This is a genomic window from Pseudomonas sp. P106(2024) (assembly GCF_057480815.1).
Genome location: NZ_JBLIYU010000002.1, coordinates 499,012 through 521,569, shown reverse-complemented (window position 1 = coordinate 521,569; position 22,558 = coordinate 499,012). Strand labels below are relative to the sequence as shown.

The 22,558-nt window shown below is 64.4% G+C and carries 27 protein-coding genes; 15 read left to right on the top strand and 12 right to left on the bottom strand.

The features are described from left to right. Positions 1-8: 8 nt before the first annotated feature. Positions 9-311, bottom strand: a complete 303-nt coding sequence (locus tag AC25M7_RS06060; protein ID WP_028692429.1) for a DUF1883 domain-containing protein — start codon at positions 309-311, stop codon at positions 9-11. Between the two features lie 164 nt (positions 312-475). Between AC25M7_RS06060 and AC25M7_RS06055 the strand changes: the two genes are divergently transcribed. The 7 genes from AC25M7_RS06055 to ahpF all read left to right on the top strand — a co-directional run bounded on the left by AC25M7_RS06055 (position 476) and on the right by ahpF (position 7,548). Continuing rightward, positions 476-835 carry a hypothetical protein gene (locus AC25M7_RS06055; protein WP_028692428.1) on the top strand — a complete coding sequence of 120 codons (360 nt, stop codon included), beginning with the start codon at positions 476-478 and terminating at the stop codon, positions 833-835. A 145-nt stretch (positions 836-980) separates the two neighbouring features. Next, positions 981-1,631, top strand: coding sequence for a c-type cytochrome (locus AC25M7_RS06050; RefSeq protein WP_028692427.1), 651 nt, complete (start codon positions 981-983; stop codon positions 1,629-1,631). After that, complete coding sequence (locus tag AC25M7_RS06045; RefSeq protein WP_028692426.1) at positions 1,628-2,539, top strand: c-type cytochrome; 912 nt, start codon at positions 1,628-1,630, stop codon at positions 2,537-2,539. Before AC25M7_RS06050 ends, AC25M7_RS06045 begins: the two co-directional genes overlap by 4 nt. A 204-nt stretch (positions 2,540-2,743) precedes the next feature. Continuing rightward, on the top strand, positions 2,744-3,583 hold the full coding sequence (galU, locus tag AC25M7_RS06040) for a UTP--glucose-1-phosphate uridylyltransferase GalU (protein WP_010223914.1): 840 nt from the start codon (positions 2,744-2,746) through the stop codon (positions 3,581-3,583). Positions 3,584-3,679: 96 nt separating this feature from the next. Next, a complete protein-coding gene (gene gorA, locus AC25M7_RS06035) occupies positions 3,680-5,035 on the top strand; it encodes a glutathione-disulfide reductase (RefSeq protein WP_028692425.1) in 1,356 nt (451 codons plus the stop codon). Between the two features lie 249 nt (positions 5,036-5,284). Then, positions 5,285-5,848 (top strand): alkyl hydroperoxide reductase subunit C, encoded by a 564-nt coding sequence (ahpC, locus tag AC25M7_RS06030; protein WP_008090543.1) that lies wholly within the window; start codon positions 5,285-5,287, stop codon positions 5,846-5,848. Between the two features lie 137 nt (positions 5,849-5,985). After that, the gene (gene ahpF, locus AC25M7_RS06025) at positions 5,986-7,548 is read left to right on the top strand and encodes an alkyl hydroperoxide reductase subunit F (RefSeq protein WP_486970834.1); all 1,563 of its coding nucleotides are present in this window, start codon (positions 5,986-5,988) and stop codon (positions 7,546-7,548) included. Positions 7,549-7,626: 78 nt separating this feature from the next. On the opposite strand, the gene sstT is transcribed toward ahpF, so the two are convergent. Then, the gene (sstT, locus tag AC25M7_RS06020; RefSeq protein WP_028692423.1) at positions 7,627-8,838 is read right to left on the bottom strand and encodes a serine/threonine transporter SstT; all 1,212 of its coding nucleotides are present in this window, start codon (positions 8,836-8,838) and stop codon (positions 7,627-7,629) included. A 96-nt stretch (positions 8,839-8,934) separates the two neighbouring features. Further along, the gene (gene nhaR, locus AC25M7_RS06015) at positions 8,935-9,828 is read right to left on the bottom strand and encodes a transcriptional activator NhaR (protein ID WP_062361178.1); all 894 of its coding nucleotides are present in this window, start codon (positions 9,826-9,828) and stop codon (positions 8,935-8,937) included. Between the two features lie 132 nt (positions 9,829-9,960). Between nhaR and AC25M7_RS06010 the strand changes: the two genes are divergently transcribed. Together AC25M7_RS06010 and AC25M7_RS06005 are read left to right on the top strand one after the other, a co-directional pair. Continuing rightward, positions 9,961-10,200, top strand: coding sequence for a hypothetical protein (locus AC25M7_RS06010; protein WP_028692421.1), 240 nt, complete (start codon positions 9,961-9,963; stop codon positions 10,198-10,200). A gap of 15 nt (positions 10,201-10,215) precedes the next feature. Continuing rightward, positions 10,216-10,971: a TerC family protein gene (locus tag AC25M7_RS06005; protein ID WP_288521972.1), complete on the top strand. Its 756-nt coding sequence runs from the start codon at positions 10,216-10,218 to the stop codon at positions 10,969-10,971. Positions 10,972-11,052: 81 nt separating this feature from the next. Here the strand turns inward: AC25M7_RS06005 and AC25M7_RS06000 are convergent, their stop codons facing one another. After that, positions 11,053-11,232, bottom strand: coding sequence for a hypothetical protein (locus tag AC25M7_RS06000; RefSeq protein ID WP_028692419.1), 180 nt, complete (start codon positions 11,230-11,232; stop codon positions 11,053-11,055). A 204-nt stretch (positions 11,233-11,436) separates the two neighbouring features. On the opposite strand from AC25M7_RS06000, the gene AC25M7_RS05995 reads away from it, so the two are divergent. Further along, complete coding sequence (locus tag AC25M7_RS05995) at positions 11,437-12,129, top strand: peptidase C39 family protein (RefSeq protein WP_051555746.1); 693 nt, start codon at positions 11,437-11,439, stop codon at positions 12,127-12,129. Between the two features lie 80 nt (positions 12,130-12,209). Here the strand turns inward: AC25M7_RS05995 and AC25M7_RS05990 are convergent, their stop codons facing one another. Beyond that, positions 12,210-12,611, bottom strand: a complete 402-nt coding sequence (locus AC25M7_RS05990) for a DUF4440 domain-containing protein (protein ID WP_486970833.1) — start codon at positions 12,609-12,611, stop codon at positions 12,210-12,212. Beyond that, positions 12,604-13,959 (bottom strand): MFS transporter, encoded by a 1,356-nt coding sequence (locus tag AC25M7_RS05985; protein ID WP_062361182.1) that lies wholly within the window; start codon positions 13,957-13,959, stop codon positions 12,604-12,606. Before AC25M7_RS05985 ends, AC25M7_RS05990 begins: the two co-directional genes overlap by 8 nt. A gap of 90 nt (positions 13,960-14,049) precedes the next feature. Here AC25M7_RS05985 and AC25M7_RS05980 point away from each other — a divergent pair, with 90 nt between their 5' ends. Beyond that, on the top strand, positions 14,050-14,952 hold the full coding sequence (locus AC25M7_RS05980) for a LysR family transcriptional regulator (protein WP_186595680.1): 903 nt from the start codon (positions 14,050-14,052) through the stop codon (positions 14,950-14,952). A gap of 1 nt (position 14,953) precedes the next feature. On the opposite strand, the gene AC25M7_RS05975 is transcribed toward AC25M7_RS05980, so the two are convergent. After that, positions 14,954-15,574, bottom strand: a complete 621-nt coding sequence (locus AC25M7_RS05975; RefSeq protein ID WP_062573522.1) for a TetR/AcrR family transcriptional regulator — start codon at positions 15,572-15,574, stop codon at positions 14,954-14,956. Positions 15,575-15,737: 163 nt separating this feature from the next. Here AC25M7_RS05975 and AC25M7_RS05970 point away from each other — a divergent pair, with 163 nt between their 5' ends. Then, on the top strand, positions 15,738-15,869 hold the full coding sequence (locus AC25M7_RS05970) for an alpha/beta hydrolase (RefSeq protein ID WP_139121070.1): 132 nt from the start codon (positions 15,738-15,740) through the stop codon (positions 15,867-15,869). On the opposite strand, the gene AC25M7_RS05965 is transcribed toward AC25M7_RS05970, so the two are convergent. The 3 genes from AC25M7_RS05965 to AC25M7_RS05955 all read right to left on the bottom strand — a co-directional run bounded on the left by AC25M7_RS05965 (position 15,859) and on the right by AC25M7_RS05955 (position 17,463). Continuing rightward, a complete protein-coding gene (locus AC25M7_RS05965; RefSeq protein ID WP_186595688.1) occupies positions 15,859-16,101 on the bottom strand; it encodes a hypothetical protein in 243 nt (80 codons plus the stop codon). The genes AC25M7_RS05970 and AC25M7_RS05965 overlap by 11 nt on opposite strands. A 154-nt stretch (positions 16,102-16,255) precedes the next feature. After that, on the bottom strand, positions 16,256-16,957 hold the full coding sequence (locus AC25M7_RS05960; protein ID WP_028692412.1) for a YoaK family protein: 702 nt from the start codon (positions 16,955-16,957) through the stop codon (positions 16,256-16,258). A 32-nt stretch (positions 16,958-16,989) separates the two neighbouring features. Continuing rightward, on the bottom strand, positions 16,990-17,463 hold the full coding sequence (locus AC25M7_RS05955; RefSeq protein WP_088851776.1) for a GNAT family N-acetyltransferase: 474 nt from the start codon (positions 17,461-17,463) through the stop codon (positions 16,990-16,992). A gap of 142 nt (positions 17,464-17,605) precedes the next feature. Between AC25M7_RS05955 and AC25M7_RS05950 the strand changes: the two genes are divergently transcribed. Then, a complete protein-coding gene (locus AC25M7_RS05950) occupies positions 17,606-18,340 on the top strand; it encodes an alpha/beta fold hydrolase (protein ID WP_062361187.1) in 735 nt (244 codons plus the stop codon). A 6-nt stretch (positions 18,341-18,346) separates the two neighbouring features. On the opposite strand, the gene AC25M7_RS05945 is transcribed toward AC25M7_RS05950, so the two are convergent. Both AC25M7_RS05945 and nhaB read right to left on the bottom strand, forming a co-directional pair. Next, the gene (locus AC25M7_RS05945) at positions 18,347-18,961 is read right to left on the bottom strand and encodes a dihydrofolate reductase family protein (RefSeq protein ID WP_028692409.1); all 615 of its coding nucleotides are present in this window, start codon (positions 18,959-18,961) and stop codon (positions 18,347-18,349) included. 173 nt (positions 18,962-19,134) lie between these two features. Beyond that, positions 19,135-20,637: a sodium/proton antiporter NhaB gene (gene nhaB, locus AC25M7_RS05940; protein WP_197866869.1), complete on the bottom strand. Its 1,503-nt coding sequence runs from the start codon at positions 20,635-20,637 to the stop codon at positions 19,135-19,137. A gap of 151 nt (positions 20,638-20,788) precedes the next feature. Here nhaB and AC25M7_RS05935 point away from each other — a divergent pair, with 151 nt between their 5' ends. Together AC25M7_RS05935 and nudC are read left to right on the top strand one after the other, a co-directional pair. After that, positions 20,789-21,601 carry a crotonase/enoyl-CoA hydratase family protein gene (locus tag AC25M7_RS05935; protein ID WP_028692407.1) on the top strand — a complete coding sequence of 271 codons (813 nt, stop codon included), beginning with the start codon at positions 20,789-20,791 and terminating at the stop codon, positions 21,599-21,601. A 36-nt stretch (positions 21,602-21,637) separates the two neighbouring features. Beyond that, positions 21,638-22,468: an NAD(+) diphosphatase gene (gene nudC, locus AC25M7_RS05930; RefSeq protein WP_088851775.1), complete on the top strand. Its 831-nt coding sequence runs from the start codon at positions 21,638-21,640 to the stop codon at positions 22,466-22,468. The last annotated feature ends 90 nt before the right edge of the window (positions 22,469-22,558 follow it).

Sequence of the window (22,558 nt, the reverse complement as noted above, 5' to 3'; positions counted from 1 at the left end):
TCCAAGTGTTATCCGAGTTTCGACGACGAGCGACGGACGATCTTGATCTTGTGGCTGAGGGCCGGCTTGCGCGTCACCGAGATCGGGCGAGTGGTCACGGTGTCGATGGTGATGTTCCAGAAGCCAGTGCTTGGCACGGTGATCTTCGCCGGGAAACGCTCGAAGTGGCCGCCGTGGTAGGTGTGGCGCCCGCCATTCTTGAAGCTGCGGAAGTTGGCGTCGTTCATCAGGCGGATGTTGCAGCGCTGGGAGCACTCGATGACGACGATGTCGTCTTCGTTCAGGTGCTCGCGCTGGTGTACGAATTTCATGGGGAGCTCCGCAAGGATTGGTTCAGCAAACGCGAAAGATACCACGATGTGAGGTTACACTTGCGCCCGGGCTGGCCAAGCCAAGGAGATTTCTGCCAGACGTGGGAGCAAAACCGCCTGGATGTGGTCAGAGGATGACTTTGCAGATGCTGGAGACGATGTAGATGAAATGGGTGTTAGCGGCGGTATCGTTGGCCTTGGGGGGCTGTGTCAGCGTAACGGAACTCGAGCAGTCCCACGCGACGCTGGATGTGATCTCCGGCAAGACGCCGCGCGAATATGCCGATTGCGTGAAGCGCAAGCTGGCCGACACGCGTGATCCCTTGCAGGAAGAGGTACGGGGCGATGGCCTGCGCCTGACCGTGCCGCAGAAGGTGTCGGCCGGTGTCGGTCCTGCGGCGCTGCTCGATATCGACAAGCGCGGCAGCGGCAGCGCGATCAAGGTGTATGAACGGCTGAACAACTTCCCGCTGCGCCTGGGTGATGTGCGTACTTCGGCGACCCAGTGCATCTCCGGTTCTTGATCCAGCTCAGTTAATCGGCGATTAGCTGGCGGTTTGCCACTTTCCTTCCCGGTGACGCGTTGTCGCACGTCGGAGATTAGGCCTAGTATTTCTGGGCTTATATCGTTTGAGCCTAAGCTTATAACAAGGAAATGGAGCCTCCGTGATGAAACCCCTGAGCCATGTCGTGATCGGCAGCCTGCTGATCTTGGCCTGGCCCTCGGCGCACGCTGCCGATGGCCAGAAAATCTTCAACCAGGGCGGGCAGAACCCCGCCGCCATGGCCTGCCTGGGCTGTCATGGCCCGGACGGCAAGGGTATCGCCGCCGCCGGCTTTCCCCGTCTCGCCGGCCTGCCTGCCGGCTATCTCAGCAAGCAGTTGCACGACTTTCGCAGCGCCAGCCGCAAGCAGCCAGTGATGGAGCCGCTGGCCAAGGCCCTGGACGATGCCGAAATCGAGGCGGTCAGCACCTATCTGGCCAAGCTGCCTGCCGATGCCGCGGCGGGCACGCGTCGCCAGCAGATCGCCAACGATCCGGTGGCCCGCCTGGCCATCTACGGCGACTGGAGCCGGCTGATCCCCGGTTGCGTGCAGTGTCATGGCCCGGGCGGCAGCGGCGTCGGCGAGCACTTCCCGCCGCTGGCCGGGCAGCCCGCCGCTTACCTGGTGGCGCAACTCAATGCCTGGCGCGATGGCAGCCGCAGCAATGACCCCAACCAGTTGATGGTCAACGTGGCCAAGGCGATGACCGATGCCGAGGTCAAGGCGGTCGCTGACTACTTTGCCCAACCGGCCAGCCAGGAGGTCAAGCCATGAAAGTCCTGATGCCAACCCTGCTGCTGGCCATGGGCACTGCCCAAGCCGCCCCCATCGCCATGGAAGACCAGTCCCAGCTCAAGGTCCCGGGCGTGCAGGCCGCCCCGCAGTTCGTGCCGCCGGCGGAAAGCGCGATCCCGGATAACGCCTTCGGCAAGATGATCCGTGAAGGCCACGCGCTGTTCGTCGATACGCGACGATTGATGCCCGACGCGGTCGGCAACGGCATGAACTGCAGTAACTGCCACCTCGACCAGGGACGTATGCCACATTCCGCGCCATTGTGGGGCGCCTACCCAATGTACCCGGCGTATCGCAAGAAGAACGACAAGGTCAACACCTTCGCCGAGCGCATCCAGGGCTGCTTCACCTTCAGCATGAACGGCAAGCCGCCGGCGGCCGACAGCCCACAGATGACCGCCTTGAGCGTTTACGCCTACTGGCTGTCGACCCAGGCGCCGACAGGCGTGGAAATCGCCGGTCGCGGCTACCCGGAGGTGCCCAGGCCCGAAGGTGGTTATGACTTCAAGCGCGGCAAGCAGGTGTATGACGAGCAATGCGCGATCTGTCACGGTGGCAATGGCGAAGGGCAGAAGGTGGCCGGGGAGTATGTGATGCCGCCGCTGTGGGGCAAGGATTCCTACAATTGGGGCGCCGGCATGCACCGGATCAATACCGCGGCGTCGTTCATCAAGTACAACATGCCATTGGGCAAGCCTGGCAGCCTGAGTGATCAGCAGGCCTGGGACGTGGCCGCGTGGATCAACCGCCATGAGCGACCGCAGGATCCGCGGCTGGTCGAAGGCTCGATCGAGAAGACCCGGCTGAAGTTCCATGCCAACGACGGGGTCAACCTGTATGGGCAGAAGGTCGATGGCGTGCTGATCGGGCAGGGGATCGGCGGCTGAGCCACGGTCATCGCGGGGCATCTTCGAGAGCGGGCCTGCCCCGCGATGACGCTGCCGGTCGCCTGAAATTCACGCCCTGGCGGAACTATCTACACTGGAATATCTCTATGATGGCATCGGCCAGCGCGGGGGGCATTGTAAGGTGAACGCCGCCTGATTAGACTGCGCCGAATTTCGTACGCAAAGCCCTTGTTAAGGACGTATATGATCAAGAAATGCTTGTTCCCGGCAGCCGGTTACGGCACCCGCTTCCTGCCCGCTACCAAAGCCATGCCCAAGGAAATGCTGCCGGTGGTCAACAAGCCACTGATCCAGTATGGCGTTGAAGAAGCGCTGGACGCTGGCCTCAACGAGATCTCCATCGTCACCGGCCGTGGCAAGCGCGCCCTGGAAGACCACTTCGACATCAGCTACGAGCTGGAAAACCAGATCAAGGGTACCGACAAGGAAAAATACCTGGTCGGCATCCGCCGACTGCTCGACGAGTGCTCGTTCTCCTACACTCGCCAGACAGAAATGAAAGGCCTGGGCCACGCGATCCTCACCGGTCGTCCGCTGATCGGCGACGAGCCATTCGCCGTGGTACTGGCCGACGACCTGTGCGTCAACCTCGAAGGTGACGGCGTGCTCAAGCAGATGGTCAAGCTGTACAAGCAGTATCGCTGCACCATCGTGGCGATCATGGAAGTCGACCCGCAGGAAACCAGCAAGTACGGCGTGATCGCCGGTGACCTGATTGGTGACGACCTGTACCGTGTACGCAACATGGTCGAGAAGCCGAAACCCGAAGATGCACCGTCGAACCTGGCGATCATCGGCCGCTACATCATGACCCCGGACATCTTCAAGCTGATCGAGGAAACCGAACCTGGCAAGGGCGGTGAAATTCAGATCACCGACGCATTGATGAAGCAGGCCCAGGACGGCTGTGTGATTGCCTACAAGTTCAAGGGCAAGCGTTTCGACTGCGGTGGCGCCGAAGGTTACATCGAAGCGACCAACTTCTGCTTCGAAAACTTCTACAAGACCGGCAAGGCTTACTGAGTTTCCGGTATTGTGTGAAAAGCCACCTTCGGGTGGCTTTTTTGTTTGCGGCGGCCAACGGCGCTATGCTGGGCGCCTGCCTAGGAGAGTGAATACATGGCCTACGATTTTGATCTGTTCGTGATTGGCGCCGGTTCCGGCGGTGTGCGCGCGGCACGTTTCGCCGCGGGGTTCGGTGCGAAAGTGGCGGTGGCCGAGAGCCGCTACCTCGGCGGCACCTGCGTCAACGTCGGGTGCGTACCGAAGAAGCTGCTGGTGTACGGCGCCCATGTCGCCGACGAACTGGAACAGGCCGCGGGCTTCGGCTGGACCCTGGAAGAGGGGCATTTCGACTGGGGCACGCTGATCGCCAACAAGAACCGCGAGATCGAGCGCCTCAACGGCATCTATCGCAACTTGCTGGTCAACAGTGGCGTGACCTTGCTGCAGGGCCATGCGCGCCTGACCGGCGCCCATGAGGTGGAAGTCGAGGGCCAGCGTTACAGCGCCGCGCATATCCTCATCGCCACCGGCGGCTGGCCGCAGGTGCCGGACATCCCCGGCAAGGAGCTGGCGATCACCTCCAACGAAGCCTTCTACCTCAAGGACCTGCCGCGCCGGGTACTGGTGGTGGGCGGCGGCTACATCGCCGTGGAGTTCGCCGGCATCTTCCAGGGCCTGGGCGCCGACACCACGCTGCTGTACCGCGGCGAGCTGTTCCTGCGTGGCTTCGACGGCTCGGTGCGTACCCACCTGAAGGAAGAGCTGGAGAAGCGCGGCCTGGACCTTGAGTTCAACGCCGACATCCAGCGCATCGACAAGCTCGAGGATGGTAGCCTCAAGGCCACCCTCAAGGACGGTCGCGAGCTGGTCGCCGACTGCATCTTCTACGCCACCGGGCGCCGGCCGATGCTGGATAACCTGGGCCTGGAAAACACCGGCGTCGAACTGGACCCGCGCGGCTTCATCCGCGTCGACGAGCAGTACCAGACCACCGAACCGTCGATCCTGGCCATTGGCGACGTCATCGGCCGTGTGCAGCTCACCCCCGTGGCCCTGGCCGAAGGCATGGCCGTGGCCCGGCGCCTGTTCAAGCCCGAGCAGTACCGCACGGTCGACTACCAGAACATCCCGACTGCGGTATTCAGCCAGCCGCCGATCGGCACCGTGGGCCTGACCGAGGAGCAGGCGCTGGCCGCCGGGCACAAGGTGCAGATCTTCGAGAGCCGCTTCCGCGCGATGAAGCTGACCCTCACCGATATCCAGGAAAAGACCCTGATGAAGCTGGTGGTCGACGCAGAAACCGACAAGGTGCTGGGCTGCCACATGGTCGGGCCGGATGCCGGCGAGATCATCCAGGGCCTGGGGATCGCCCTGAAGGCAGGTGCGACCAAGCAGCAGTTCGACGAGACCATCGGCGTGCACCCGACCGCCGCGGAAGAGTTCGTGACCATGCGCACCGTCACCCGCTGATACGCGTTTATCCCGGATCGCGGGGCAAGCCCGCCCCCACGCCTGAAAACCTTCTGGCGTGGGGGCGGGCTTGCCCCGCGATGCATTTTGCCCCCGCAATCCTTTGCTCAGCCCAATCCCTTCTATTAATAATCCCGCCTTATAGCCAAAACCAATCACCAGCATGAGCTTTGCCAATGAGCCTTCATCGGGACCAGCGGTTAGGATTCTCTCCGTCAACTGATTTCAACCCATGAAGGAGCGTCTCTCATGCCAATCATCAACAGCCAGGTCAAACCGTTCAACGCCACTGCTTTCCACAATGGCGAATTTGTCCAGGTCAGCGAAGCCGACCTGAAAGGCAAGTGGTCCGTCGTGTTCTTCTACCCGGCCGACTTCACCTTTGTCTGCCCGACCGAACTGGGTGACCTTGCTGACAACTACGCTGAATTCCAGAAACTGGGCGTGGAAATCTACGGTGTGTCCACCGACACCCACTTCACCCACAAAGCCTGGCACGACACCTCGGACACCATCGGCAAGATCAAGTACCCGCTGATCGGTGACCCGACCCACGTCATCTCGCGCAACTTCGACGTGCTGATCGAAGAAGCCGGCCTGGCCGATCGCGGTACCTTCGTGATCAACCCGGAAGGTCAGATCAAGATCGTCGAAATCAACGACGGTGGTGTAGGCCGTGACGCCAGCGAGCTGCTGCGCAAGGTCAAGGCTGCCCAGTACGTTGCCGCTCACCCAGGCGAAGTCTGCCCGGCCAAGTGGAAAGAAGGCGAAGCCACTCTCGCGCCGTCGCTGGACCTGGTCGGCAAGATCTAAGGCAAAGCCTTTGATCATGCGCCAATCGCGGGCGGTAGACAGCCGCCAAAGCTGAAGCAGTTACCGCCCCGTAAAAACGCCCGGGCGATCTCGCCTGGGCGTTTTTGTATCCGAGTTTTGAAAAAGGAATCGCCCGTATGTTGGACGCCACGCTTAAATCGCAACTGAAAACCTACCTGGAGCGGGTCACCCAGCCGATCGAGATCGTTGCCTCCCTCGACGACGGCGCGAAGTCCCGCGAACTGCACGACCTGCTGGTGGAAATCGCCGGCCTGTCGAACCTCATTACCTTCAGCGCGGATGGCAACGACGCCCGTCGTCCTTCGTTCTCGCTGAACCGCCCGGGAGCCGAGATCAGCTTGCGTTTCGCCGGCATCCCCATGGGGCACGAATTCACCTCCCTGGTGCTGGCGCTGCTGCAGGTCGGCGGCCACCCCTCCAAGGCCAGCGCCGAAGTGATCGAGCAGATCCAGGCGCTGGAAGGCGAGTTCACCTTCGAAACCTACTTCTCGCTGTCGTGCCAGAACTGCCCGGACGTGGTCCAGGCGCTGAACCTGATGGCGGTGCTCAACCCCAATGTGCGTCATGTCGCCATCGACGGCGCGCTGTTCCAGGATGAAGTCGAAGCCCGCAAGGTCATGGCGGTGCCGAGCATCTACCTGAACGGCGAAGTGTTCGGCCAGGGCCGCATGGGCCTGGAAGAAATCCTCGGCAAGATCGACACCAATGCTGGCGCTCGCCAGGCCGAGAAGATCAACGCCAAGGATGCCTTCGACGTGCTGGTGGTCGGGGGCGGCCCGGCCGGCGCCGCCGCTGCGATCTACGCCGCGCGCAAAGGCATTCGCACCGGTGTTGCTGCCGAGCGCTTTGGTGGCCAGGTGCTCGACACCCTGGCGATCGAGAACTTCATCTCGGTGCAGGAGACCGAAGGGCCGAAGCTGGCCACGGCCCTGGAAGAGCACGTCAAGCAATACGACGTCGACATCATGAACCTGCAGCGCGGCGAAGCGCTGATCCCGGCCACCGATGGCGGCTTGCACGAAGTACGCCTGGCCGGCGGCGCCTCGCTCAAGGCCAAGACCGTGATCCTCGCCACTGGCGCCCGCTGGCGTGAGATGAACGTGCCGGGTGAGCAGCAATACCGCGCCCGTGGCGTAGCCTACTGCCCGCACTGCGACGGCCCGCTGTTCAAGGGCAAGCGCGTGGCGGTGATCGGCGGTGGCAACTCCGGCGTGGAAGCGGCCATCGACCTGGCCGGCGTCGTCGCCCAGGTGACCCTGATCGAATTCGACAGCCAGCTGCGCGCCGATGCCGTTCTGCAGCGCAAGCTGCACAGCCTGCCGAACGTCAAGGTGATCACCAGCGCGTTGACCACCGAGGTGGTCGGCGATGGCGAAAAGGTCACCGGCCTGCGCTACAAGGACCGCAACACCGACGCGTCCCACGACCTGGCGCTGGAAGGCATCTTCGTGCAGATCGGCCTGCTGCCGAACACCGATTGGCTCAAGGGCACGGTCGAGCTGTCGCCGCGTGGCGAGATCATCGTCGACGCCAAGGGCCAGACCAGCATCCCGGGCGTGTTCGCCGCCGGTGACGTGACCACCGTGCCGTACAAGCAGATCGTCATCGCCGTGGGCGAGGGGGCCAAGGCCTCGCTGGCGGCCTTCGATCACCTGATCCGCACCTCGGCGCCAGCCTGATCGCCAGGCGCCGCACATGAAAACGCCGCCATTCCCTGAGGGATGGCGGCGTTTTCATTGCCGGCGGTAACGCCGCGATCAGGCGCCGCGTTGTTCCATTGCCTGGCACGCTGCAGCGGTGAACAGCACGTCGGTGGAGGAGTTCAGCGCGGTTTCCGCCGAGTCCTGCAGCACGCCGATAATGAAACCGACCGCCACCACTTGCATGGCGATCTCGCTGGGGATGCCGAACAGGCTGCAGGCCAGCGGAATCAGCAGCAGCGAGCCGCCGGCCACGCCTGATGCGCCACAAGCGCAAACCGCCGCCACCACGCTGAGCAGCACCGCGGTCGGCAGGTCCACCGGGATACCCAGGGTGTGCACGGCGGCCAGGGTCAGCACGGTGATGGTGATCGCCGCGCCGGCCATGTTGATGGTCGCGCCCAGCGGGATCGACACCGAATAGGTATCCTCATGCAGGCCGAGTTTTTCCGACAGCGCCAGGTTGACCGGGATGTTGGCCGCCGAGCTGCGGGTGAAGAACGCGGTGATGCCGCTCTCGCGCAGGCACAGCAAGGTCAGCGGGTAGGGGTTGCGGCGGATCTTCCAGAACACGATCAGCGGGTTCATCACCAGCGCCACGAACAGCATGCAGCCGATCAGCACGCCGAGCAGGTGCAGATAGCCGAGCAGCGCGTCCAGGCCCGATTGCGCCAGGGTGGCGCTGACCAGGCCGAAGATACCCAGCGGGGCGAAGCGGATCACCACGCGCACGATCAGGGTCACGCCGTTGGACAGGTCCTCGACCACGGTGCGGGTGGTGTCGTTGGCATGGCGCAGGGCCACGCCCAGGCCGATGGCCCAGGTCAGCACGCCGATGAAGTTGGCGTTGAGCAGCGCGTTGACCGGGTTGTCCACGGCGCTGAGCAGCAGGTTCTGCAACACCTCGCCGATACCGCCGGGGGCGCTCAGCGTGGCGTCGCTGGCGCTCAGTGCCAGGTTGGACGGGAACAGCATGCTTGCCGTCACGGCCACCACCGCTGCGGCGAAGGTGCCCAGCAGGTACAGCCAGAGGATCGGGCGGATGTGGGTTTCCTGGCCATGGCGGTGGTTGGCGATCGAAGCCATCACCAGGATGAACACCAGCACCGGCGCCACGGCCTTCAGGGCGCTGACGAAGACCTTGCCGAGGAACGCCAGGTCGCGGGCCACGGCCGGGGCGAGCAGGGCGAGGAGAATGCCGGCCACCAGGCCGATGCAGATCTGCGTCACCAGGCCGGTGCGGTTGATGAGGCGGAGGATGGGGGTCATGTGCAGCGCAATCCAGTTACGTGAAAGCGCGCGACTTTATCACAGACCCGCAGGGCATATCGTGGCAACGGGCCTGTCCCGCGATCACCGGCCGATCTACCAGTGAAACAACTCCCGCCGCGCGCCCTCGGTGATCGCCAGGATCCCCGGGTGCTTGACCTTGCGCTCTACCGAAATGGCGTAGAACGACTCGTTCACCGCCTCGGTCTGGCCGATCAGCCTCACGCCGTACTGGCGGCAGACCTCCTCGGCGATCACGCTGGGGGCGACGAAGATGCCGCTGCCCGACTGGCCGAAGGCCTGCATCAGCGCGCTGTCGTCGAACTCGCCGACGATGCGCGGCTGCACCTGCTGCTCGGCCAGCCAGCGCAGCAGCCGGCTACGCACCACGGTCTCCTGGCCGGGGATCAGCAACGGTGCGTCGTCCAGGCAGGCGGGGAAGGGCCGGTCGAGGCGATCGGCCAGCGTGGGCGTGGCGAAGAAGCTCAGGCCGCATTCGCCGAGTTTCTGGCTGTAGCCCTTGATGTCCAGGTGGCTGGGCATGGGGCTATCGGAGATCACCAGGTCCAGGCGCTGGATCGCCAGGTCCGCCAGCAACCGTTCGAGCTTGTCCTCGCGGCAGCTGATGCGCAGCACCTCGTCCAGCTCCATGGTCGGCGCCAGCAGGCGGTAGACGATGGACTTGGGCACCACGTCGGCCACTCCCACGCGAAACAGGATCTGCTCCTGCGGCCCGGCCCGCAGCATGGCCTCCAGCTCGCCGCCGATCTGGAACATCTGTTCAGCGTAGACCAGCGCCTGGCGCCCGGTCTCGGTCAGCTCCAGCTGGCGGCCGACGCGCTGGAACAGCTCGAGGTTCCAGGTCTGCTCGAACAGGCTGATCTGACCGCTGATGGTCTGCGGGGTGAGGTTCAACTGCTCGCTGGCGCGGGCGATGCTGCCGGTTTTGGCCACGGCCCAGAAATAGTGGAGCTGGCGGTAGTTGAGCATGGCCTTTCTCGGTTCGGGAAAACCGAAGTATACACGCTGAAAAAACGAATTTTCCGGATGTTTCAGCCCCTCTAGAATGCCATTCCATCAGGCGCATGACGCGCCGCCCGGCATTCGACAAGCGAGGACCCCATGCTACAACTCAAATCCATTGGTACACCGCTGGTGCTGGCACTGGCCCTGCTCGCCATGTCCGGTTGCGACCAGGCCGAGAAATCCGCCCAGCAGATGCTCGACCAGGCCGCCGAAACCGCCAAGCAGGCCATCGACAAGACCAACGACGCCGCCCAGCAGGCCCTGAGCGACGCCATCGGCGGCGATGCCGAGAAGGCCAAGGCCGAAGACGACAAGAAAGACACCCAGGACATCTGAGAGCAGGACTGACCAATGGAATATTTGCTGGAACTCGCCGCAAGCCCCACCGCCTGGGTTGCCCTCGCCACCCTGGTGGCCATGGAGGTCGTGCTTGGCATCGACAACCTGATCTTCATCTCCATCCTCACCAACAAGCTGCCTGAGCAATACCGCTCCAAGGCACGCCGTATCGGTATCAGCATGGCCCTGGTCATGCGCCTGGCGCTGCTCAGTACCGTGGCCTGGATCGTTCAGCTGACGGAGCCTGTGGTCGAGGTGTTCGGCCACACGTTCTCGTGGAAGGACATGATCCTCATCGCCGGTGGCCTGTTCCTGCTGTGGAAGGCGACCAAGGAGATCCATGAAAGCGTCGACCCTCACGGCGCCAAGGAAGAGTCCAAGGTTGGCAGTACCGTGACCATCGGCTTCACCGCGGCGATTTTCCAGATACTGCTGCTGGACATCGTCTTCTCGATCGACAGCATCATCACCGCCGTGGGCATGACCGAGCACCTGCCGATCATGATCATCGCCGTGATCAGCGCCGTCATCGTGATGCTGGTAGCCGCCGACCCGCTGGCCAAGTTCATCAACGACAACCCGACCGTGGTGATGCTGGCCCTGGGCTTCCTGATCATGATCGGCATGACCCTGATCGCCGAAGGTTTCGGCGCACATGTGCCGAAAGGTTATGTATATGCGGCCATGGCGTTCTCCACGGCGATCGAGATCCTCAACATCCTGGCGCGTCGGGCACGCTTGAGGCGTGAGGCGGCCGAGGGCAACTGAGCCGCAAGCTACAAATGATAATAAGCAAGAGGGAGCCTGGGCTCCCTCTTGTCGTTCATGGCTCGAAGTGTGTAGATGCTGTCAATGAGCCCCGGCATGGCGTCGGACACGGCGCATGGGCTGGGCCTTGGCCAGTGCATGGGGTGGCAGGTGATGAGGGTGGGAATGCCGGCGCACGATGCGCAACACCCCCCAGAGCATGGCCGCCGCAACGCTGAGCCACATGCCGACCAGCATTAGAATTGCCATTGTCAGGCTCATGTGTGCCTCCTTATCTCTGGCGAGCCAGACTCGCCATCCAGACACAGCTTTAGTCTAGCCCGTCGCCTGTGACGTTCCATTGACCGAAGGTCTAGTCCTTGGGTTGTTTTGTTCCAAGCCCGCGCCGGGCTATACCCGCAGGCGCCAGCGTCCTATGATCGGCTTCTTGGTCGGGCGCTGCCTGCCTGACCGCGGAACAAGCGAGTGTCCACGTTGCAAAAGCTCTCCAAGTTTCGGGCCCTGGGCCCACGTCGCCTGCTGGCCGCCTGCCTGGTGGTGGCGACCCTTTCCGGTTGCGCAAGCTCGCCGCCTGCCGCGCTCAAGGGCCTGGCGCAGCGGGTCGAGATCAGCAGCGTGCCGTTCTATCGCGGCAACGCCAACCACAGCGGCTCGATGGCCCTGGCCGCGGTGCTGTCGCAACAGGGCGCGCCGATTACCCCGGGCCTGCTCGACAAGGCGCTGGGCCTGCCCCAGGCCGCCGAATCGCTGGATACCGGCATCCCCCGGGTTGCCCGCGAATATGGCCGGGTGGTGTACCCGCTGGACAAGCACCTGGACGCCTTGCTCGCGCAGGTGGCCGCCGGTTATCCGGTGCTGCTGCGCTACCAGGAAGGTTCGGCCTGGTGGAGCGAGACGCGCTACGCCGTGTTGATCGGCTATGACCGCTACAAGCAGCGGGTGCTGTTGCGTTCGGGCATGCATCGACGGCAGTTGATGGCCTTCGATGATTTCGAATCGGCGTGGGCCAAGGAGGGCAGTTGGGCGGTGCTGCTGCAGTCGCCACGGCAGCTGCCGGCCGAGGTGGATCGCCAGCGCTGGTTGCGGGCGGCGGATGAGCTGGCCCGTTCAGGGCAGGAGATTGCCGCCAGGCAGGCGGTTGCCAGCCTGGGCCAGTGATGGCTTGGCCAGTTGCAGGACGCCGCCTGCAGTTCAAACGTGCCTCTACCGATCGAATGAGAGCATTGTCGCGAAAGGGCTTATTGGATCGCCGTCTCGTGCAGGCAGCGCCACACCACCCCACGGTCGCTGCATTCGAGCAATGCCAGCGACCAGCGTGCCCGTGTCACGTCCTGCGCGCGGTGGGTTTCCTTGTAGCGCACCGCCACATTCACCCCGGCCTGCCACACCACTTGCACATCGCCGACCGTGATCTGCAGGCCGGGCCGTGTGCCTGCGGCCCCCTTGAACAACTGCTCGACCTGCTGGCGGCCCACTAGCCTGCCTGTCGTGCCCACCATGCTGAAATCGTCGGCGAACACCGCCATCAGGCCGCCGAGCACCGACTGGGTCTCGGCCGCCGACCGAGTGAAGATTATCTGGATCAGTTCGTGGACGTGATGAATGCTGCGTTCGGCGCGGGCAATCGCGTGTTCAGGCATGGGCGTGGTTCTCCTTGGGCAGTGTGTTCAGTACCAACAATGGCAGCAGCCCCAGCAGCGCGGCCAGGGCAAAGGTCAGGCGATAGGCCGAAGACGCGTCCAGGTCCACCAGCAGCAGGTTGAAGATCATCAGCAGCAAGGCTGCGCCGACGCTGAAGGCCATCTGTCGATTGAGGTTCCACAGTACGCTGGCCTGCTGCATCCGCTCGCCGCTGAAATCGAGCAGCGCGGTCGTCTGGGCGGTGTTGGCGCCGACGCCGCCGCCGATACCCATGAGGCCGTAGGCCGCGACCAGCGCGGCGCTATCCGTCGGCGTGGCGACCCATATCAGCAGGCTGATACCCAGGCTGTGCAGAAGCAGGCCGAGCAGCAGCAGGCGGACGGCACCGACGCGGTTGTACAGGCGGCCGGTCACCAGCATGGCGGCCAAGGCTCCGGTGGCATAGACCAGCATGAACAGGCCGGTGGCCTGGGCGCTCAGTTTCAACACGTCCTGCAGGTAGAAGATGTTCAGCAGGTTGACCCCAGTGAACACACCGGGGATCGCATGGTAGACCTGCATCGAGACCCGCAGACGAGGGCTGCCGAGCAGCTTGAGTTCGACGATGCCGCCGGCCGAGCGTCGGTAGTGGGCGCGGTACAGCAGGGCGCAGGACACGCTGGCCAGCAGGCAGGCGATGGTCAGCGCGAGGCCATGGCCAGCGCCGTACAGCGACAGACCCAGCAGCAGGCCGGCGAGGGTGGCGCTGACCAGCAGCAATCCCTTGAAGTCCGGGCGGGAGGCTGTCGGGCCGGGCGTCTGGTCAATCCAGGCCCAGGCCAGCGCCGCCGTCAGCAGGGCCAGCGGAATGTTGCAGTGGAAGACCCACGGCCAGCGGCCATGGTCGACGATCATCCCGCCGAGGGTCGGCGACAGCGCCGGCGCCAGTAGCGCCACGGCCATCACCAGGGTGGACACGCGGGCGCGCTCCGGGCCCTGGAACCGCTCGAAGGTCAGCGCTTGCCCCACAGGGATCAGCAGGCCACCGGCCATCCCCTGGAGCAGACGCCAGGCGATCAGCGCGGCGAAGCTTGCGGCTTCCCCACAGCCCCAAACTGCAACGCTGAACCCCAGCATCGCGGCGCACAGCAGGCGCCGCGCGCCCCAGTGGTTCGCCAGCCAGGTGCTCACCGGCACGGCCAGGGTCAGCCCGAGCATGTAGGCGTTGCCGACCCAGGCGCTGCTGGCATTGCCAATGGCGAACTGGTCCGTGATCCGCGGCAACGCCACGGTCGGCATGAACAGGTTGATGCAGTCGATGAAGAAGCCCATCAGGAAGATCGTTGCCACGCGATATCGGTACGTCATTGCCACTCCTTTTCGGCGCGCAGCGTAGGTGCCGTGGACTGTCCCCGTCGATATCGCTACCCTTGAAACTCTGTTTGATGGAAGTGAACAATGCCGCGCACCGCCCTCCACACCCAGCTCAACCGGGTGCAGACGTTTCTGGCGGTGGTCGATTTCGGCTCCTTTACCAAGGCGGCGGACTTTCTCGGCATCAGCAAAGCCATGGCCAGCCAGCACGTCAAGGCGCTGGAGCAGGCCCTGGGAGTGACGCTGCTGGCGCGCAGCACCCGTTCCATCGCCCTGACCGAAACCGGCCAAGGTTTCTACGAAGACTTCAAGGTGATCGTCAGCGATGTCGAAGGCGCCTTCGACAGTGTGCTGCGCCGGCACAATGGCGTATCAGGCCGACTGCGCATCAGTACCACCGGGGAGTACGGCGAGCGCTTCATCCTGCCGCTGATCCCGGTGTTCGCCGAGCGCTACCCAGCGTTGTCGATCAGCTACGAGACCGACTCGTCGCTGAGCGACCTGATTGCCGAACGGCTCGACCTGGTGGTGCGCCTCGGTGCCCTGATGGACTCGAACCTGCGCAGTCGCAAGCTGGCTGACTACGACATTCTGCTGGTGGCCTCACCGCCCTTTCTCGCTCGCCATGCCATCACCGAGCCTGCCGACCTTGCGCAGGTACCCTGGATCGCCAATAGCAACCTGCGCAGCCCGACCAGTTGGACCTTGCACGCAACGCGCAGTGGCAGTGCGAGCGTGGTGGGCAAGGCGGTCTACCAGTCCAATGCGTCCCACGCCATCCGGGCGATGGCCTGCGCCGCGCTGGGCGTGGCAGTGCTGCCTGCCTGGCTGGTCGAGGAGGATCTGGACGCCGGCAGGTTGCGGCAGGTGTTGCCGGACTACAGCCTGCCGGCGCAGCCCATCAGCGTCGTCTACCCGAACAGCAGCCATGTGCCGCACAAGACCCGGGTGTTCATCGACTTCCTGTGCGAGCACCTGGGGCGCTAGTTCATGGCTCCAGGCCGATACCGCGCAGGATGACGCCGGTGACGGTCTGCACCGCTTGCTCGAACGCCACGTCGGACAGCGACTCGCCGCCATTGAGCAGGTTGACCTGGTAGCCGAAGTCGGCGTAGTGCTGGGTCGCGGCCCAGATCATGTACAGCAGCGCAGACGGCTCCACCGGCAGGATGCGGCGTTCCTCGACCCAACTGCGGATCTTCGCTTGCTTGAGCTGCGCCCAGGGCACCAGGATTTCGTCCAGGCTGGCGCCGAGCAGCGGGGCGCCGTGGAGCATCTCCTCGGCCCAGATCTTCGAGCCCAGCGGCCTTGAGCGCGAGTGGCCCATCTTGGCGCGGATGTAGCTGGTCAGTACCACCCTGGGGTCGTCGAAGCGCTCGAAGCACAGGGCGTCCTGCTTCCACACATCCAACAGGTCCTGCAGCACGGCGCGGTACAGCTCGTCCTTGGTGCTGAAGTAGTAGTGCAGGTTGGAGCGCGGCAGTTGCGCCAGCTCGGCGATATCGCCCATGGAGGTGGCGCCGTAGCCCTTGTCGGCGAACACCTGCTCGGCGGCTTGCAGGATCTTCTCGACGTTGCGCCGGCGGATCTCGATCTTGTGGTTGGCCATGGGCTGTCCGTGGTGACCTGAACAGGGCAAGGCTAACAGCTTTGCCAGGGCCAAGGTTAACGGCCTCGCGCTCCTGCAGAGAAACGTGTAAACCCTGGCTGCTCGGCAGCAGGGTCAATGCCTGGCGCAGGCGCTCGACGATCGACTCGGTGCGCTGCTGACGATGCGGGGGCACGCCGACGCGTTGCAGGGCGTAATCCTGCCGGGTTGCGGGCATTTCGTGGTGGAGGAAGGGCCGGTGTCGTTCAACGAGCACCTGCTGGCGCTCCTGGAGGAGGTCGAGGTCAACCGCTGATCGCGGTCCTGGCCCTGGGGGCGTCGGTCACCACCTGCGGGCGGCCGGCGCGCGACACCGCCAGTTTGCGCTGCTCGTATTCCTCCAGTCTCAGGCCCTGACGCTGCAGCGCTTCGAGTTGCAACTGGCGAGTTTCCTCGGCGGTATAGGGGCGCTGCTCGGGATGACTGGCACAGCCGCTCAGCACGGCGATGGCCAGGGCAGCGAGGAGGTGGCGGGCGGTGGTGTTCATCGGGGCGGTTCCGTGAGCCTGGGGTTCGAGGGTGTCGAATCGATGAGCTCAGGTTATTGGCCACGGTGACGCTTTGGAAATTGCTGCGCTCGATAGTGACTATTGAAGGATAAGCATATCCTGCCGCTACGGGCTTGCGCTGTCTGGTCCGTCCTCAGCGCGGCATGTAGCCCAGTTGCCAGGCCCGTGGAATGAACACCGTCACCAGCGCCAGCAGGCAGGCCAGGGCGCAACTGGCCGCCAACGCCTGCAAGCCAAGCCGCTGTTGCAGCCAGGCGCCGAGCGCGGCGCCCAGCAGCATGCCGCTCCAGGGCACCAGTTGCACTCGCCAGCCATCGCGCCGCTCACCCAGCAGCCAACGTCCCAGGCCACGGCCGAAGCGCGACAACGCGCCGGTGACGTAGGTCAGGCCGATCGGCAGGCCGTTCACCTGTTCGACCACGGCATTGAGCATGCCCATGGCCAGGGTGGCTGCGATCAGCGCGGGGAAGGTGATCGACGCCGGCCAGGCCGCGGCGAAGGCCAACAGGGTGGCGACGATCAGCAGCAAGGGCGCGGCGCGCCGGTTTAGGCGCCGGGCCAGCAGGACACCCAGGGTATTGCCCAGCACGAAACCGAGGATCGCCAAGGCCAGACGCAGGATCAGCGCCAGGTCCGCCTGGCTGATGGCCACCGCCAGGCGCGTGGTGTTGCCGCTCATGAACGAGACGAAGTCGCCCAACGCCAGCAGGCCGATGGCATCGGTCATGCCGGCCAGCACCGAAAGCCCGGCCACCAGCCCCAGGCCGACCCGCCCGCGCAAGGCCTGCAGGCGGACGCGGCGTGCACTGTGCAGGGAGGGGGCGGTGGGCAGCATGGGACGGGGCTCCGGGGCAGGGGGCTCTGATCTTATACCCGGACCATGGCCTTGCGCATGGGGATGCAGGACAGTTCGAGGCCAAAGGGCGACTGGTAGGTCGATTGTGCCTCGCCGACGTAGCCGCAGCGGCGATAGAACGCGGCGGCGTTGAGGGTGGCATCCAGATTGACCGTTTCCAGGCCCTCGGCCCGGGCGATGCCTTCGAGGTGTTCGACCATCCTGCGGGCGATGCCCTGGCCCATGAACGACGGCAGTACGAACAGTGCGCCCAGTTCGCCGCTGTGCAGGTCGAGCATGCCGGTGGCGACGATCGTGCCGTCCACGCAGGCAAGGTGGAAATGGTCGGCGACCAGGGCTGCGTAGCCCTCGGTGAACGGTACGTCGGCCCAGGCCTGGGCCAGCGTGTCGCCGTAAGCCTCGGCGCACTGGTGCAGGATTGCCTGGCGGCGGATGGTGTAGGTTTCCAGTGCGTCGTGGCGGCTGGCACGGCGAATGTCGAGCATCGGTTCCCTCCCGGTTGAACCTGGATGATAACAAGGGCATCCGGGAAAACGCTCATTGGCGCGGCGCAATGGGATTGTGCTGTTCAATCACCGTGGCAGGTCGCATGCTGCGGGTCCCGCAAGCACAGTGTCGAGGCAGGCTATGGATACGCCCGTGGTAATGCTCAATGGCCTGATCGGCTGCTTGGATCACCCGACGTTTCAGCGCACCCTGCGACCCAGGAAGGTGTTCGCCCCGGACCTGCTCGGCTATGGCAGCTTGGACGACACGCCATCGACGCTGGTCGATATCGACGCCCAGGTCGAGCACCTGCGGCAGATCCTGCTGGCGCGCAACTTGCCCTATGTGCACCTGCTCGGCCACTCCGTGGGTGGCGTGGTGGCGATGCTGTTCGCCCGGCGCTATCCAGCCAGCGTGGCGAGCGTGATCAGTGTCGAGGGCAACTTCACCTTGAAGGATGCGTTCTGGTCGGCATCGGTGGCGCGCATGGCCCCAGTCGAGGCCGAGGCATTGCTGCTAGGTTATCGTGACGATGCCTCTACCTGGCTGGCCCGCTCCGGCATCGTGGCCAATCCTGGGCGCCTGGCCCTGGCGGACCAGTGGCTGGCCCACCAGGGCGCGGGCACGCTGCAGGCCATGGCGCGCTCGGTGGTCGCGGTGACCGGTTTACCAGGTTACCTGGTGGAGCTGCGCACGTTGTTCGCCACGAAACCGGTGCACCTGGTCGCCGGCGAACACTCACGGGCTGGCTGGGATGTACCGCACTGGGCCGAGGAGCAGGCGGCCAGTTTTACCGTGCTGCCGCGTGCGGGGCACCTGATGATGCTCGAAGACCCGCAAGGCTTCGCCAACGCCATCGCCCGCCTGCTCGACTGACCGAGCTCAGAACGATCCTGTCTGTACCTCGCCGCTGCGCACGTAATGCGCCAGCAGTACCCCGTTGGGCGTGCTGCTCGATTCCACCAGCTTGAAGGCTGCAGCCTGTGCGTCATCACCGAACAGGCGCTTGCCGCGCCCCAGCAGCAGGGGATGGATCAACAGGCGCAGTTCGTCCACCAGCCCGGCCGCCAGCAGCTGGCGTACCAGTTCACCGCTGCCTTGGGTCAGCAGCGCCGGGCCGTCCTGTTGCTTGAGCGCGCGCACCGCGCCTGTCACATCGGCACCCAACGTGTGGCTGTTTTGCCACTCGATGGATGCGGGGTGGTGGGTGGCGACATGCTTGGCCACGCCATTGAACAGGTCGGCCAACGGACGATCCGGCGCCTCGGGCCCGACTTCTGGCCAGAACCCGGCGAAGATGTCGTAGGTGCGCCGCCCCAGCAGCAGTTCGAACGGTTGGCTGAACAGGGTTTGCATGGCCTGGCCGAAGGCCTCGTCGGCCAACGGCGGGATCCAGCCGCCATGGGTGAAGCCGCCGCTGGTGTCCTCCTGCGGACCGCCGGGGGCCTGCATGACGCCGTCGAGGGTGATGAAGGCGGCGACGATGAGCTTGCGCATGGGATCAATCTCCTCGGGTGGGTGTGCTGGATAGTCGAACGGGGTTGGCGAGAATCGACAGCAGTGCTGAACGATAGTCAGGGCTCGACGGATGGGGGCGCGGGAGGAGAGAAAACGGGAAAAGGCGCGGTCGCCTGCAGGAGCGGCTAAAGCCACTCCTGCAGAGGGTTCGGCTACAGCCAGTAGGTCACCGCCCACCAGCCCAGGCCACCCATGACCACGGTGTAGGGCAAGGCCATCCACACCATGCGTCCATAGGACAGTCGAACCAGCGGCGCGATCGCCGAGGTCAGCAAGAACAGGAACGCCGCCTGGCCATTGGGCGTGGCCACGCTGGGCAGGTTGGTGCCGGTGTTGATCGCCACCGCCAGGGTTTCGAAGTGCTCGCGGCTCATTGCGCCATTGACGAATGCCTGCTTGACCTCGGTGATGTAGATGGTGGCGACGAACACGTTGTCGCTGATCGCCGACAGCAGGCCGTTGGCCAAGTACAGCATGCCTGGCTGCTGCTCGCTGGGCAGGGCCAGCACCCAGGCGATCAGTGGGCTGAACAGTTGCTGCTGGTGGATCACCGCGACCACGGCGAAGAACACCACCAGCAGCGCGGTGAACGGCATGGCGTCCTGGAACGCGCGGCCCAGGCGGTGCTCGTCGGTGATGCCGGTGAAGGCGGTGATCAGCACGATGACCATCAGGCCGATCAAGCCGACCTCGGCGATGTGCAGGCCCAGGCAGATGATCAGGATCAACGCGGCCAAGCCTTGCACCACCAGGGCGATGCGCTGGGCCGGAGTGCGCGCGGCGTCGTCCTCGGCGGCGTAGGCGGCCAGTACCTGGCGCACACGCTCGGGCATCAGCGTGCCGTAGCCGAACAGGCGCAGCTTCTCCAGCAGCACGCAGGTCACCAGGCCTGCCGCCAGTACCGGCATCGACACCGGCGCGACCTTGAGAAAGAAGTCGGCGAAGTGCCAACCCATTTCATGGCCGATCAGCAGGTTCTGCGGCTCGCCTACCAGGGTGCACACGCCACCCAGCGCCGTGCCCACCGCGCCGTGCATCAGCAGGCTGCGCAGGAAGGCGCGGAACTGGTCGAGGTCGTCGCGGTGCAGTTGTTCGACCTGGTGGTCGCTGTCCAGCGCCGACTCCTCCCGTGGGTTGGTGCCCGAGGCGACCCGGTGGTACACCGCATAGAATCCCACCGCGGCGCTGATGATCACCGCGGTCACGGTCAGGGCGTCGAGGAACGCCGAGAGAAACGCCGAGAGCACGCAGAACAGCAGGCTCAGTATCGCCTTGGAACGCACCCCCAGCAGGATCCGCGAGAACAGATACAGCAGCAGCTCCTTCATGAAGTGAATGCCGGCGACCATGAACATCAGCAGCAGGATTACCGGGAAGTTGTGCTGCAGCTCTTCGTACAGGGCCTCGGGCGTGGTCATGCGCAGCAGCAGCGCCTCGACCAGCAGCAGGCCGCCGGGCATTAGCGGGTAGCACTTGAGCGCCATCCCCAGGGTGAAGATGAACTGGATCACCAGCACCCAGCCGGTAACCACCGGGCCAAGGGTCGCCAGCAGCAACGGGTTGAGCACCAGGAACAGGCAGATGATGGCCTTGTACCAACGCGGCGACTGGCCCAGGAAACCATGGGCGAGGGTGCCGGTCAGGGAACGGGACATGAATTTGTATCCTTTTGATTCAGCAGTGGCGCAAGGTGCCGTATAGCGCCTTGGGGTGCAAGTCATCCAGTCCGGCTTTTGGCACATGTGCAGCCTTGCGGGTACGCTAAGATCCGGCGTTGTGAACCCTTTTCCCACAGGAGTGCCGCTCGTGACCGAATACACCGCGTTCAAGGTCGAACTGACCGACAACATCGCCCACGTGCAGATCAACCGCCCGGACAAGATCAACGCGATGAACGCCGCCTTCTGGGAAGAACTGGTCGAGATATTCCAATGGATCGACGACACCGACGCGGTGCGCGTGGTGGTCATCAGCGGCGCTGGCAAGCACTTCTCCTCCGGTATCGACCTGACGATGCTGGCCACCCTGGCGCAGCAACTGGGCAAGGACGTCGGCCGCAACGCCCGGGTGATGCGCCGCACCATCCTGCGCCTGCAAGGCTCGTTCAACGCCGTGGACAACTGCCGCAAGCCGGTGCTGGCGGCGATCCAGGGCTACTGCATCGGTGGCGCCATCGATATGGTTTCGGCCTGCGACATGCGCTACTGCGCCGCTGACGCGCAGTTCTCGATCAAGGAGATCGACATGGGCATGGCCGCCGATGTCGGCACCTTGCAACGTTTGCCGCGTATCATCGGCGACGGCATCATGCGCGAGCTGGCCTACACCGGCCGCCGGGTCGACGCCCAGGAGGCGCTGCGCATCGGCCTGGTCAACCGCGTCTATGATGACCAGGCGGCGCTGCTCGACGGGGTCTTTGCCATCGCCCGCGAGATTGCCGCAAAATCGCCGATCGCCGTGGCCGGCACCAAGGAGATGATCAGCTACATGCGTGACCATCGCATCGACGATGGCCTGGAGTACATCGCCACCTGGAACGCCGCCATGCTGCAGTCCGAAGACCTGCGTGTGGCCATGGCCGCGCACATGAGCAAACAGCAACCGACGTTCGCCGACTGACTGGACAGTGGCGGGCGCCATCAAGGGACCCGAACCATGTCAGCACGCTGGACAACCGCAGTACTCGACCCGCAGATCACCGGGGGGCTGGCCGTCGCCCGCAGCCCGGAAGGGTTCCTGGTGGACGCCAACGGCGCGCTGTTCCCCCGCGACTGGCTCAAGCGCCAGGACCTGGACGTGCTGTGCGAGCATGGTATCGGCCATTTCGATGGCCAGCCGGTGTTCCTGTTGGAACTGCGCGGGGCCGGTGAGGTGCCGGGTTGCCACTGGCAGGGGCTACGCCGGTTCATGCTCGAGGGCGACTTCGATACCTACAAGGTGCTCGGTTACGCCGCGCAGATCGGTACCTGGGCTCGCGAGCACCGTTTCTGCGGCAGTTGCGGGCAGGCCATGACGCAGATTCGCTGGGAGCGGGCGATGTATTGCCAGCCCTGCGACTTGCGCAGCTATCCGCGGATTTCACCGAGCATGATCGTGCTGATTACTCGCGGGGACGAGGTGCTTCTGGCCCGTTCGCCGCGCTTCGTCACCGGGGTCTACAGCACCCTGGCGGGGTTCGCGGAGCCTGGGGAGTCGGCCGAGGACTGCCTGGTGCGCGAGGTGCGTGAGGAGGTGGCGGTGGAGGTGAAAAACATCCAGTACGTTGGTAGCCAGTGCTGGCCGTTTCCGCATTCGATGATGCTGGGGTTTCATGCCGAGTATGCTGGTGGGGAGATCGTCATGCAGGCGGATGAGATCGAGGATGCGCGGTGGTTCAATGTGCATGAGTTGCCGCCTTTGCCGGCGGGGCGGTCGATTGCTCGGTATCTGATAGATCTGTATGTTGCTCGGCGGTTGGGGTTGTCTGAGCCGGTTTTGCCTGCCTGAGTTGGTTTTAGTTGGTTTTAGTTGGGTTGGTTGGTTTTGTAAGTTGTAGGCGCATTCATTTGCGATGTCGACGCTTATTCACCTTTCCGC